Raw genomic sequence first — 12908 nt, forward strand, 5'->3', positions numbered from 1 at the left:
CGCGCCGCCGTGCCGCTCGACGTGGTGGCACCAGCGGCGCGCGTGGCGGGCGACCTGCTCGGGGCGCAGGCCGTCATCGGTCTCCAGGTCGAGGGCCACCAGGTCGCCGGCGCGTAACCCGCCCGCCGCGTCGATCGCGGCCAGGAAGTGGCGCGCCTGCTCGATCGGGTCGCCCCCGGGCCTGGCGCAGTGGTACGCGCCGCGGACGATCCGGCTCTCGCGCATGCCGGTCCAGTTGCGTTCGAACAGCTTGTCGGTGAAATCGCCGCCCTCGGTGGCCTTGGCGAACGCGAAGGCCACCCCGTCCGCCGCGTGGCCGGCCCAGTCGACGGGCCCCTGCCAGTCGGACACATCAACGCCATGCAGCAAGCGATCTTCACCCCGCCGGAGAATTATGGAGATGTCTTGGGGTCAGCCCTTCGCCGCGCCGATCAGCAGCGCCCGCGTGCGTTCCTTGCTCGCGAACACCGAGCCCACGAAGTCGGTCACACCGGCTTCCCGCAGCACGTCGAGCTTGGCCAGCACCGCGTCCTCGTCGCCCACGATGGCGACGTCTCCCGGGGTGGCCGCGCCTTCCCTGTCGAGCATCGCACGATATGAGGGGAGGTGTCCGTAGACAGCGAAGATCTCGTTCGCGCGAGCGACGGCGCCGGCGGGGTCATCGGTGACGCAGATCGGCAGCGCGCAGACGATCCTGGGCGCCTCGCGGCCCGCCTCGGCGGCGGCCGCGGTGATGGTGGGCGCCACGTGCTGGGCGACCGTCTTGGGGCCCGTCATCCACAGGACGGTGCCGTCGGCCACGGTGCCGGCCAGCTTGAGCATGCGCGGGCCGAGCGCGGCGACCAGCACCGGGAAGCCGCCGCCGGGCGTGGTGAGCCGCAGGTCGGCCTTGAGCGTCTCGCCTTCGTACTTGACGTGCTCGCCCCGGCTGAGCGGGAGCAGGATGTCCAGGTATTCCGACATGTGCCGGTACGGGCGCTCGAAGCTGTAGCCGTACATGCCCTCGATGACCATCTGGTGCGACAGGCCGATGCCGAGCGCGAGGCGCCCGCCGAGCGCGGCGTTGGTGGTCATGGCCTGCTGGGCCAGCACGGCCGGGTGGCGCGGGTACGTCGGGACGACGGCGGTGCCGAGCTCGATGCCGGGCACCTGACCCCCGGCGGCGGCCAGGGCGGTGAGGGCGTCGAGGCCGAAGATGTTGGAGAGCCAGGCCGAGGTGAAGCCGTCCTGCGCCGCCTGGGCGATCTGGGCTCGCAACCCGCCGATCGGGTCGTCTCCTTTGGGCTCTGTCAGGTAATAACCGAATCGCATAGGAACCGAACTCCGTTCTAGTAATCGACGGAACTGTACCTTCCCACACCCGGCCGCGCCCATCCTCCGGCCGGAGGCGGATTTGTAAAGTGGCCTACATGACGCACGAACGCGCAGGACAGCCAGCCCAGCCCGCCGACCTCGTGGCCGTCGACAGGCTCGTGACCTCCTATTACGCGCTGCATCCCGATCCCGGCGACCCGGGGCAGCGGGTGGCGTTCGGCACGTCGGGACACCGGGGGTCGTCGCTGAGGACGGCGTTCAACGAGGACCACATCCTGGCCACGACGCAGGCCATCTGCGAATACCGGCGGATGCAGGGCACCGACGGGCCGCTGTTCCTCGGCGTCGACACGCACGCGCTGTCGGAGCCCGCGCGGGTGTCCGCGCTGGAGGTCCTGGTCGCCAACGGGGTCCAGGTGCTGATCGACTCCCGCGACGGCTACACGCCGACCCCGTCCGTCTCGCACGCCATCCTGCGCCACAACCACGGGCGCACCACCGGGCTCGCCGACGGCATCGTGATCACGCCGTCGCACAACCCGCCGGGCGACGGCGGGTTCAAGTACAACCCGCCGCACGGGGGTCCCGCCGACACCGACGCGACCACGTGGATCCAGGACCGCGCCAATCGGCTGCTGGCCGCCGGGCTGGAGAGCGTGCTGCGGGTCTCGTACACGAAGGCGCTGGAGGCGGCGGGGCGTTACGACTTCCTCGGGATGTACGTGGACGACCTGCCGTCCGTGGTGGACCTGGACGCGATCCGGGCCGCCGGGGTGCGCATCGGGGCCGATCCGCTGGGCGGGGCGAGCGTGGCGTACTGGGGGGAGATCGCGGAGCGGCACCGGCTCGACCTGACCGTGGTCAATCCGCTGGTGGATCCGACGTGGCGGTTCATGACGCTGGACTGGGACGGGAAGATCCGGATGGACTGCTCGTCGCCGTTCGCGATGGCCTCTCTCATCGCCAATCGCGATAAGTACGACATTTCCACCGGAAACGATGCCGACGCCGACCGGCACGGCGTCGTCACCCCCGACGGCGGCCTGCTCAACCCCAACCACTACCTCGCCGTCGCCGTCTCCTACCTCTACACGCACCGCGACGGCTGGCCCGCAGCCGCCGGGGTGGGCAAGACGATGGTCAGCAGCGGGATCATCGACCGGGTCGTGGAGTCCATGGGGCGGCGGCTGTACGAGGTGCCGGTCGGGTTCAAGTGGTTCGTCCCGGGGCTGCTGGACGGGTCGCTGGGGTTCGGGGGCGAGGAGAGCGCGGGAGCGTCGTTCCTGCGGCGCGACGGGTCCGTCTGGTCCACGGACAAGGACGGGATCATCCTGGCGCTGCTGGCCTCCGAGATCCAGGCCGTCACCGGCAAGTCGCCGAGCGCGCACTACCGGGGGCTGGTCGAGCGGTTCGGGGAGCCCGCGTACGCCCGGGTCGACGCCCCCGCCACGCGCGAGGAGAAGGCGGTGCTCGCGAAGCTCTCGGCCGCGCAGGTGAAGGCGTCGTCGCTGGCGGGTGAGCCGATCACCGCCGTCCAGACCACGGCGCCCGGCAACGGGGCCGAGCTCGGCGGGGTGAAGGTCGCGACGGAGAACGCCTGGTTCGCGGCCCGGCCGTCGGGGACGGAGGACGTCTACAAGATCTACGCCGAGTCCTTCCGCGGCCCCGACCACCTGGCCAAGGTGCAGGAGGAGGCCCGCTCGTTGGTCTCCGACGCCCTCGGCTGACCGCACGGCCTGGTGTCCGGCCGGGTCAGCGGCCGGGGGCCAGCTCGGGGGCCGTGTCGGTGGTCATTCCGGTACGGCCGAGGTCGGCGCGGCGGCCGGCGGCCACCCCGTCCCGGTAGCCCGTGCCGCTCGTCCTGGGCACGCTCACCCGGATGTCCGGATAGTGGGCGGACACCGCCCGTTCGACCTCGGCCCGGCGGTCGGCCAGGACGAGCGCGGCGCCCGTACTGGCCTGCTCGGCCTGTGACTCGGCCACGCACAGCAGCCGGTACACCTCGTCCGTGAACCCCAGCAGCCACGACCGCCGGTAGGCCCGCACGGCGGTCACGCCGTCGGGCACCCGCATCCGCGCCAGCCCGCTCGCCATCTGCAGCAGCAACGACGTGGCCAGCAGGTCGGCCCGCTCCAGATCGGCCGCGAACCCGAACACGTGCACCCGCTGCCCGCCCTCGCCCCGCCCGATGAGCAGGGGGCGGCAGCGCACGGCCTGCGCGACCAGGCTGACCAGGCGGGCCTTCTCCCTGGCCCAGGGGTTGGGCAGGGTGACGACCCGGTCGCCGGGCGTCTGCCGGGTGCCCGCCGGGGGGAGCGAGTCGATGCCGTGCTTGGCCATCAACGCCGACGCGGCCGCCATGAACGTCGCCCGCTCGTGCTCGTTGTCGGTGCGTTCGGCCTTGGCCAGGAGTTTCCTGACGCGCTCGAGCGTGCGCTCCCGCAACCGCGCTCCCCCTACAACTTGGTGGTCAGCACCCGCCCGTCGTCCGCGATGGCGGGGAAGGCGCCCGTGTCGACGATGCCGTGCTGCTGGAACAGCGCCTCGATGAGGGCGTGCGCCTGCGGCTCGAGCTTCCACAGGGCACGATACTCGCGCGCCGTGGCCAGCGAGATGCCGATCTCGTGGGCGATGTCCACCGTACGCGGCACGATGCCCTTGGCGATCTGGCGGTCCCAGAACGCGCGGGCCTGGCGCATCAGCGCGGCCCGCTGGGCCGTGTCGACGACCTGCGGGGTGGTGTCGAGCACCTCGATGTCCTCGTCCTCCTCCTCGACGAGCTCGGCGAGCGCGGGCGGCAGCGCCGGGCGGGCGGGCACCGGCTGCTGCTCGGGCTCGGGCTCCCACGGCACGCGGGGGGCGGCGTCGATGAGGGCGGTGGTGTTGTAGAGGGCGGCGATCTGGGCCAGCAGCGCCTCCTGGCGGGCCTGGTTCACCGCCAGCCCGGTGTGCTCGACGGCCTGGTCCATGGCCTTGTCGAGCTTGGCCAGCGCGGTGCGCATCTTGCGCTCGGAGGCCCCGTTGTCGCGCAGCGCCTTGGCCCGCTTGGCGGCCAGCGCGACCCTGGTCAGCCGGCGGTGGGCGTCGACCTCGCTCGCCGTACGGTCGCTGACCTCGGCCAGCCCGACCCGGACGAGCAGCCGCTCGGGCGTCAGACGCCAGTTGATGCGGCCGGTGCCACGGATGCGGTGCCGCTCGATGGCCATGCCGCGCTCCCAGAGCCAGGCGGCGACCAGCGGCGCGGCGAGCCTGAACACCGCCTCGGGCAGGCTGCGCGCGTCCATGCTGGACAGTACGGCGGTCAGGCAGGTCAGCGCCCACACGGCGATGCCGTCGATGCCGGCGGAGAAGTTCTCGCGCATGTTGCGGCGGGCCCGCACCGCGCTCGTGATGATCGCGACCTCGATGAACGCGAACAGCAGCAGCCGCAGCGGCCCGTCCAGGCCGAGCACGTCGCCGGAGAAGCGCCACATACCCTGCGCGGACACGCCGGTGGCGATGGAGGCGGCGACGATGGTCAGCACGTCCTCGATGGGACGGGCGGCGACGTACCGGGAGACCAGCCAGGCGGTGGCCCGCCAGGCGATCCTCAGCACCAGGAACGCCAGCGCCAGCCCGGCCAGGCTCAGCAACGCGATGACGGCGGTGGCGAGCGGCTTCTCGGTGACGAAGGCTGCTATTTCCTCAAATGTCGGCATCTGTCACTATCCGTGGGGGCTCAAACTCCGGCTCTATGCGACGAGATCATCGCAGAATGTCGCCATCTTGTACGCCAAACGCCATCTGCCGCCCCATTTTGCCCCTGTTTCACTGCAGTTCCGACAACTTCCCCCAAGCCTGGCCGGGCGTGTCGCCCGGACGGGTTTCCCTCCGGATGGCGCGGTCCAACGGCGCGACAACACGCGGAGCGTAACTACACCCCGCCCAAGCGCCCCGGAACGTCCCCGGACCGGCACTCGGCGCGAGGGACCGAAGGGGCACACGGGCGAGCGGCATACGGGCCGGAGCAGGACGGCGCTCGGCGCACGGGGCCGGAGAGCGCGCAACGGCGTGAGGGACGAAGTGGCGCACCGGACCGGAGCGGCGTTCCGAGCGGGGGCGGGGTGGGGTGCGAAGCGAGGCGGGGTGGGGTGACGTTGGGGATAGAGGCGTGGAGTGGGGGTGGTCGTGGGGCGGGGGTGGGCGCACAATGGGCCGCGAGGAGGGGATTGTGAGCAAGCGATCACGCAGACGCCGCGCTCTTCCCAGCGGCGCACCCGCCTGGATGCCCGGGTACGGGCCCGGCGAGCCGCACTGGCCCGGCGAGAGGGATTTCCCGTTCGACGACCCGTCGGAGGGTGGCGAGGGTGGGGTGCGCGAGCCGCGCAAGCCCAAGCCCGCTCCGCCGGCGTTGTCGGCGGAGGCACCGCTGCCCGAGCAGCTCCTGTACGCCCGCGACCGGACCGAGCCGCCGCCCGGTGAGGTGACCGGGGTTCTGGCTGGTCAGGATGTGTAGGACGGTCCTGTGAGGGAGGCGGTGGGGGCCGCGAGGGGGAGGGGAAATTCGTCCTTTCGGAGGGCAACATCCGCCGCTCCGGGTGGGACCATCTATGGAGGGATTTATCCCGAGATGGCGTGATGTATCCCAGCAGGACGGATATCGATGTCAGACAATGAGTTCCCCCTCGTCCAGTTCATGCGCGAAGGCTTCGACCCCGTGGGCGAGCTCGGACGGATCCGGGCCGAGCATCCGGTCTTCCCCATGGAGATCCCCGGCAGCCAGACCGTCTACCTCGTCACCCGCTGGGAGGACGTACGCGGCGTCCTGAGCGACCACGAACGCTTCAGCAACGACTTCGCCGGGGTGATCGGCCTGGGCTCCAACCAGGAGGACCCGGGCGGCCTGGGGTTCCGCGACCCGCCCGAGCACACGCGGCTGCGCAAGTACCTGACGCCCGAGTTCACCATGCACCGCCTGCGCAGGCTGGAGCCGCGCATCGAGGCGATGGTCGAGGAGCACCTGGACCGCATCGAGGCCAAGGGCTCCCCCGTGGACCTGGTGGAGGAGTTCGCGCTGCCGATCCCGTCGCTGGTGGTGTGCGAGCTGCTGGGCGTCCCGTACGAGGAGCGCGCCGACTTCGTGAAGATCAGCAAGGACCGGTTCGACTTCACGGCCGGGCCGGAGGCGTCGTTGCAGGCGATCAACGACGCCATGGCCTATCTGACCGACCTGGTCGCCCGGGAGCGGCAGAACCCCGGCGAGGGGCTGCTCGGCCAGCTGCTGCGCGAGCACGGTGACGAGCTCGACGACCGTACGCTCGCCAGCATGGCCGACGGGCTGCTGACCGGCGGCCACGACACCAGCACCAGCATGCTCGCCCTGGGCACCCTGTGGCTGTTGCGGAACCCCGAGGAGGCCGCCAAGGTCCGCGAGGTCGACGGCTACATCAACGAAGTCGTCGAAGAGCTGCTGCGCTACATGACGGTCGTGCAGGTGGCCTTCCCCCGGTTCGCCCGCGACGATCTGGAGCTGCACGGCGTACAGATCAAGAAGGGCGAGATGGTGCTCTGCTCGCTCACCGGCGCCAACCGCGACCCCGCCCTGGGCGAGGACATGGACCAGGTGCGGCCCGGCAGGGAGACGGCGGGCTCGCACATGGCGTTCGGCCATGGCATCCACCGCTGCATCGGCGCGCCGCTGGCGCAGATGGAGATGCGCATCGCCTTCCCCGCGCTGCTGCGCCGCTTCCCGGGGCTGCACGTCGCGGGCGAGGTGCCGTTCAGGGAACTCGCCATCGTGTACGGGGTCAAAGAGCTACCCGTCGCCTGGTAGAGCGGTTACGTTCGCAATGTGAACGAGCCTGTCATCGATCTGACCACGATCAGCGCCGTCCTGTTCGACACCGACGGCGTGGTCACCGACACTGCTCGGGGGCACGCGGCCGCCTGGAAGCACGTCTTCGACGCGTTTCTGCGCGGCCACTCGACACCGTTCGACATCCGGGACGACTATCTGCGCTACGTGGACGGCCGCCCGCGACTCGACGGCATCCGCACCTTCCTCGAGGCACGCGGCATCACGCTGCCCGAGGGTTCGCCCGACGACGAGCCCGGCACGGCCACCGTGCACGGGCTCGGCCTGGCCAAGGACCAGATCTTCATGGCCCAGGTGGAGAAGTACGGGGTGGCCGCGTTCCCGTCCACGGTCTCGCTCCTGCACGAGCTGCGGCAGCGGGGCGCGCGTACGGCGGCCGTCTCCGCCAGCCTGCACGGTCGCAAGCTGGTCACGTCGGCCGGTGTGCTGCACCTGTTCGACCTGGTGGTGGACGGCAACGACGCGGCCCTGATGAACCTGCCCGGCAAGCCCGACCCCGCCCTCTTCCTGGAGGCGGCGCGCCGGCTGGCGCTGCCCGCCGTCAGAGCCGCGGTGGTGGACGCGGCGCTGCCCGGGGTGGAGGCGGGCGAGAAGGGCGGGTTCGGGCTGGTCGTCGCGGTCGCCAGGGACGGGGCCGAGGCGGCGGAGCTGCGCGCGGCCGGGGCCGAGGTTGTCGTGTCCGACCTGGGCGAGCTGGCGGTCCGCGGCAGGGTCCCGCCCACGATGGCGTGACCCAGGCCAGGTGATCCCACCCACCCCGGGCCAGGGGATCCCGTCCCGACGGCGTGAGCGCGGGTCGGTGGGAGCGGCTCTACCCTTGACGGCGTGACCGTTCTCATCGACCCGCCCAACTGGCCCGGGCCGCGCGGCCTGATGTGGTCGCATCTGGTCAGCGACCGCTCGCTGGAGGAGTTGCACGACTTCGCCTCGCGGCTGGGGGTGCCGGAGCGGGCCTTCGACCGGGATCACTACGACGTGCCGGAGACCGTGCACGCCCGGGCGGTGGAGCTGGGGGCCGAGGCGGTCACCTCGCGCGAGCTGCTCCTGCGGCTGATCGAGTCCGGCCTGCGCCGCCGCAAGCGCCGCTGACCCGGCTCTCGTCAACAGCCGCAAGCTCCGCTGATCCGGCCCCCACGACGACCCGTCGCAAACGCCGCAAACGCCGCAAGCGCCCGCCGGCCGGGCCCCTGCTACGACGCGACGTGGCCCGGCGTGAGCGAGGCCAGCTCGCGTGTCATGTTCGACCGTGCCCGCTCCTCCCACAGCTCGCGGGCGCGTTCGGTCCGGTAGAGGCGCGGTACGGCCAGCAGGCGGCGCAGCACCTCGGCCCGTCCCGCCCTGAACAGGTCGTCGGGCACGTGGGCGTACTCCTGCCGGATCCGCCCCGCGTAGTCGTCGTATCCGGGCAGCCCGAGCACGGCCAGGTCGGCGTCGCACAGGACGGCGCCGTCGCGGTCCCCGTCGGCCAGCGTGTCGTGGGCGGCGGTGAGGCGTACCAGCCGGGCCACCTCGGCGACCCGGGCGGCGGGCACCCCGCACCTGGGCAGCCTGGACTGCGCGAGCTGGGCGCTGCGCTCCTCGTCCAGGCCCGGCCGCCCGTCGTAGACGGCGTCGTGGAACCAGGCGGCCAGGCGCACGGCGGTCGGGTCGTCCGCCGTGGCCGCGAGCTGGGCGATCCCGGCGAGCACGGCGGCCAGGTGGTCGAGGGTGTGGTAGCGGCGGTGCGGCTCGGACCAGCGGGCGATCAGCTCGGCCCCCGTGGCGAGGGACGCGGGCGAGTCCCCCACGAGCACCGCCCAGTCCCCCGCGAGCACCGCCGGGTCCCCCGCCGGAGCCGTCGAGTCGTCGATCACGGACTCACCGTACCTTTTGGTAACGTCCAAGACATCGACGGGAACGCGAAGGAACCCCGGCGCCTGCCCCGGTGGCGGGAGCTGCGGGCCGTCGTGCCCGGGCGCCCGCGGCTGTCCAGGGCGCGGCGGGTGGCCGACGCCGCCGACATCGCCGATCTCCGGCTGCTCGCCAGGCGACGTGCCCCGCACATGGTGTTCGACTACGTGGACGGCGCGGCCGAGGGCGAGCTGTCGATGGCCAGGTCGGTGGAGGCGTTCCTGCGGGTGGAGTTCAGCCCGCGGGTCCTGCGCGACGTGTCGCAGGCCCCGACCGCGGTCGAGATCCTGGGCAGGCGGATCGCGATGCCGGTCGTGCTCGGGCCGACCGGGTTCACCCGGATGATGCACCGCGAGGGCGAGCGGGCCGTGGCCAGGGCGGCCGAGCGCGCGGGCGTCCCCTACACGCTGTCCACCATGGGCACCACGACGGCCGCCGACGTGGCCGCCGCCGCGCCCGGCGGGTGGAACTGGTTCCAGCTGTACGTGGTCCGCGACCGCGCGCGCAACCTGGAGACGCTCGCCCTGGCCCGCGAGGCGGGCATGGACGTGCTGGTCGTGACCGTCGACGTGCCGGTGGCGGGGGCGCGGCTGCGCGACGTGCGGCACGGCCTGACGGTCCCGCCGTCCCTGCGCTGGCGCAGCGCGCTGCAGGCGCTGCGGCACCCGGCGTGGTGGTTCGACTTCCTCACCAGCGAGCCGCTGAGGTTCGCCACCATCGAGGGCGCCCCGGACGATCTGCCCGGGCTCACGAACCTGATGTTCGACCCCTCGGTGACCATGGACGACCTGGAGTGGATCCGCTCGGCGTGGCAGGGGCGGCTGCTGGTCAAGGGCGTGCAGCGGGTGGACGACGCCAAGGACCTGACCGCCCTCGGGGTGGACGGCCTGGTGGTGTCCAACCACGGCGGGCGGCAGCTCGACCGGGCCGCCACGCCGCTGGAGCTGCTGCCCCAGGTCGTGGCCGCCGTGGGCGATCGCACGGAGGTCTTCCTGGACGGAGGCGTCCGCAACGGGGCCGACGTCGCCGCCGCGGTCGCGCTCGGCGCGCGGGCCTGCTTCATCGGCCGGGCCTACCTCTACGGCCTGATGGCGGGCGGCGAGGCCGGGGTGCGGCGGGCGCTGGACCTGCTGCGCGCGGAGCTCGTACGCACCCTTCAGCTGCTCGGCGCCGGCGGGATCGACGGGCTCACCCCGGACATGGTGCACATCAGGGCTTGATCGAAGCCCTACGCGATGGTGCTGACGGCCCCTTGGAACGCCGCCCCCTGGAAGAACGGCTCCAGCACCAGCGTCGCCGCGCCCAGCGCCACGGCGTCGGGGCCGAGCCGGCCCAGCACGATCGTCTCCGGCTGGAACGGCTGGGCCTGCGTGTTGGCCGCGGTCGCCGCCCTGATCTCCGCCAGCAGCCGCCCGCCCAGCATGAGCCCCGCCCAGCCGCCGATGACGATGCGCTCGGGGTTGAACAGGTGGACCAGGCTCGACAGGCCCACGCCCAGCAGTTCGACGCTCTCGGCGATGACCGGGGAGCCCTCGTCGAGCAGCCGGGCCAGCGCGGCCTCCTCGTCGGCGGAGTCGGCCACGACGCCCGCGCGGTCGAGGATCGCCTCGGCCCCCAGATAAGCCTCCAGGCAGCCGCGCGCCCCGCACCGGCAGGCCCGCCCGCCCGCGACCAGCTTCAGGTGCCCGACCTCGCCGGCGGCCTTGCCCGCGCCCCGGTAGATCTGCCCGTCGGTCACGACCGTGCCCCCGACGCCCGAGCCCATCAGCACGATGATCGCGTCGCGGGTGCCCTTGCCCGACCCGAACCAGAGCTCGGCCTGCCCCATGGTCTTGGCGCCGTTGTCGACGAACAGCGGCAGCGACGTGCCCGCGCGTAGGAGCGCTCCCAACGGCACCGCCTCCCAGCCGAACGTCTTGGCCCGCACCAGCGCGTCCGGCCCCGGCTCGACGATGCCGGGCACGCCGACGCCGACGCCGAGCACCCGTTCGGCTGGCACCTCGCTCTCGGCGATCACCGTGTCGACGCCGGCCAGGATGTGGCGGGCGACCAGCTCGGGGTCGTGCCTGGCCGAGCGGACCGCGTAGTGGGCCCTGGCGAGCTTGGTCATCTCCAGGTCGAACAGCTCGACGCTGACCTGCGTCTCCCCCACGTCCACGCCGACGGCGTACCCGTAGGCGGGGTTGACCCTGAGCACCACGCGGGGCCGGCCGCCGTCGGAGTCGACCTGGCCGGCCTCGACGACGACGTTCTCGGAGAGCAGGTCGCCGGTCATGGTGCTGACCGTGGCCGGGCTCAGCCCGGTCGCGGCCGACAGGTCGTTGCGGGTGGCCGGGCCGCCGAAGTAGAGCGCGCGCAGGAGCATCGCCCGGTTCCCCCTGCGAAGATCCCGTACGGTCCTGCGCCCTGACGTGCCCATCCTCGTCCCCGCCTCTCCCACGATCGCCTCGCCATGGTAGTTCACCAGTCGAAATCGCCATGAACCCGCTGTTACCGAAGCGTTTCCGGTCTGCTCCTGACTTTTTTCAAGGCTTAGATTATGGTCTGGCCATCCCCCCGATGAGGAGATGACTATGAGCCGAGGACTCGTGCGAGGCGTCGTCGCGGCGGCGCTCGCGGCCGGGCTGGCCGCCTGCGGCAGCGGCGGCGGCAGCGGCAGCGCGGACAAGACGCTGACGTTCTGGATGTACCAGGACCGCACCCCGCAGGCCGGACAGGTCATCGAGAAGGTCCGCAAGGACTTCGAGAAGGCCAACCCCGGCGTCACGGTGAAGCTCGTCAAGATCCCCAAGGACGACTACAACACCAAGCTCGGCAGCGCCGTGGCCAGCAAGAGCGCGCCGGACGCGGGCATACTCGACCAGCCCCTGGTCTCCAAGTACGCCCTGGACGGCACGATCAAGGAGGCCCCCGCCGGCCTGATCGACGAGGCCGGCTTCTACAAGGGCGCGCTCGACACCAACCGCGCGAACGGCAAGCTCTACGGCCTCCCGCAGGACCAGACCACGGTCGCGCTCTTCTACAACAAGAAGCTGGTCCCGACTCCGCCCAAGACCTGGGACGAGCTGAAGCAGACCGCCGCCCGGGTGCACGCCGCCGACGCCAAGGTGGCCGGCATGAACGTCCCCAAGGGCGACGGGTACGGCGCCTGGATCCTCCCCGGCGTCGTGCACGGCGCCGGCGGCCAGATGGTGGACGACGCGGGCAAGAAGGTGCTGTTCGACCAGCCGCCCGCGGTGGAGGCGCTGCAGCTCTGGGTGGACCTGGTGAAGTCGTCGCCGCGCCAGATCACCGACTCGGACAAACCCTTCGAGAACGGCCTGGCCGCCATGACGATCTCCGGCCCCTGGGACGTGCCGACGATCCACGAGCAGTTCCCCGACCTCGACTTCGGCGTGGCGCCGCTGCCGTACAAGACCGAGCCGGCCGGCAACATCGGCGGCGAGGACTCCGTCGTCTTCTCCTCCAGCAAGAACGCCGACCTGGCGTGGAAGTGGCTGGCCTTCCTGGCGAACGAGACCAACAACGGCGCGGTCGCGGACGCGTTCGGCGGCTTCCCCGTCAACCTCAAGGCGCAGGTGGTCGCGGGCGGCCCCGAGCAGGCGGCCTTCCTCGAACAGCTCAAGGTGGCGCACGCCCGGCCCGCGGTGCCGCAATGGATCCAGGTCAACGACGAGATCATCGCCCCGGCGATCGAGTCGGCGCTGACCGGCAAGGTCACCGCGCAGCAGGCGCTGACCGACGCGGCGGGCAAGACGCGCTCCCTGCTCGGCTGGAACGGCTGACGTGGCGGCACCCGCACTGGCGGAAGCGCAGGTGGCGACCAGATCGCGGCGGCGGGCCGACGGCC

The 12908-nt window shown here is 72.1% G+C and carries 13 protein-coding genes; 7 read left to right on the forward strand and 6 right to left on the reverse strand.

From position 1 onward, the window contains the following. Positions 1-351 (reverse strand): glycoside hydrolase family 25 protein (locus ACWDX9_RS50455; protein WP_449968554.1); only part of this gene is annotated, 351 nt, incomplete at its 3' end. Positions 352-411: 60 nt separating this feature from the next. Next, positions 412-1311: a TIGR03564 family F420-dependent LLM class oxidoreductase gene (locus ACWDX9_RS50460; RefSeq protein ID WP_449968556.1), complete on the reverse strand. Its 900-nt coding sequence runs from the start codon at positions 1309-1311 to the stop codon at positions 412-414. A 98-nt stretch (positions 1312-1409) separates the two neighbouring features. Here ACWDX9_RS50460 and pgm point away from each other — a divergent pair, with 98 nt between their 5' ends. After that, the gene (pgm, locus tag ACWDX9_RS50465; RefSeq protein ID WP_449968559.1) at positions 1410-3041 is read left to right on the forward strand and encodes a phosphoglucomutase (alpha-D-glucose-1,6-bisphosphate-dependent); all 1632 of its coding nucleotides are present in this window, start codon (positions 1410-1412) and stop codon (positions 3039-3041) included. Positions 3042-3066: 25 nt separating this feature from the next. Here pgm and ACWDX9_RS50470 read toward each other — a convergent pair whose 3' ends face one another. Beyond that, a complete protein-coding gene (locus tag ACWDX9_RS50470) occupies positions 3067-3759 on the reverse strand; it encodes a DUF2786 domain-containing protein (RefSeq protein ID WP_364257383.1) in 693 nt (230 codons plus the stop codon). 11 nt (positions 3760-3770) lie between these two features. After that, positions 3771-5012, reverse strand: a complete 1242-nt coding sequence (locus tag ACWDX9_RS50475) for a hypothetical protein (protein WP_364257380.1) — start codon at positions 5010-5012, stop codon at positions 3771-3773. 512 nt (positions 5013-5524) lie between these two features. On the opposite strand from ACWDX9_RS50475, the gene ACWDX9_RS50480 reads away from it, so the two are divergent. The 4 genes from ACWDX9_RS50480 (at position 5525) to ACWDX9_RS50495 (ending at position 8257) form a co-directional block, all read left to right on the forward strand. After that, the gene (locus tag ACWDX9_RS50480; protein ID WP_449968562.1) at positions 5525-5809 is read left to right on the forward strand and encodes a hypothetical protein; all 285 of its coding nucleotides are present in this window, start codon (positions 5525-5527) and stop codon (positions 5807-5809) included. 147 nt (positions 5810-5956) lie between these two features. Continuing rightward, positions 5957-7126, forward strand: a complete 1170-nt coding sequence (locus tag ACWDX9_RS50485) for a cytochrome P450 (RefSeq protein ID WP_449968565.1) — start codon at positions 5957-5959, stop codon at positions 7124-7126. A gap of 18 nt (positions 7127-7144) precedes the next feature. Beyond that, positions 7145-7900, forward strand: a complete 756-nt coding sequence (locus ACWDX9_RS50490) for an HAD family hydrolase (RefSeq protein ID WP_449968567.1) — start codon at positions 7145-7147, stop codon at positions 7898-7900. Between the two features lie 93 nt (positions 7901-7993). After that, positions 7994-8257, forward strand: a complete 264-nt coding sequence (locus ACWDX9_RS50495) for a DUF4031 domain-containing protein (RefSeq protein WP_350727145.1) — start codon at positions 7994-7996, stop codon at positions 8255-8257. 101 nt (positions 8258-8358) lie between these two features. On the opposite strand, the gene ACWDX9_RS50500 is transcribed toward ACWDX9_RS50495, so the two are convergent. Continuing rightward, positions 8359-9021, reverse strand: coding sequence for an HD domain-containing protein (locus ACWDX9_RS50500; RefSeq protein WP_449968569.1), 663 nt, complete (start codon positions 9019-9021; stop codon positions 8359-8361). A 93-nt stretch (positions 9022-9114) separates the two neighbouring features. On the opposite strand from ACWDX9_RS50500, the gene ACWDX9_RS50505 reads away from it, so the two are divergent. Further along, positions 9115-10278 carry an alpha-hydroxy acid oxidase gene (locus ACWDX9_RS50505; protein WP_449968571.1) on the forward strand — a complete coding sequence of 388 codons (1164 nt, stop codon included), beginning with the start codon at positions 9115-9117 and terminating at the stop codon, positions 10276-10278. Positions 10279-10286: 8 nt separating this feature from the next. Here ACWDX9_RS50505 and ACWDX9_RS50510 read toward each other — a convergent pair whose 3' ends face one another. Further along, a complete protein-coding gene (locus ACWDX9_RS50510) occupies positions 10287-11522 on the reverse strand; it encodes an ROK family protein (RefSeq protein WP_449968574.1) in 1236 nt (411 codons plus the stop codon). A gap of 109 nt (positions 11523-11631) precedes the next feature. On the opposite strand from ACWDX9_RS50510, the gene ACWDX9_RS50515 reads away from it, so the two are divergent. Further along, a complete protein-coding gene (locus tag ACWDX9_RS50515; RefSeq protein WP_449968576.1) occupies positions 11632-12843 on the forward strand; it encodes an ABC transporter substrate-binding protein in 1212 nt (403 codons plus the stop codon). The last annotated feature ends 65 nt before the right edge of the window (positions 12844-12908 follow it).

This window comes from Nonomuraea sp. NPDC003201 (genome assembly GCF_053590415.1).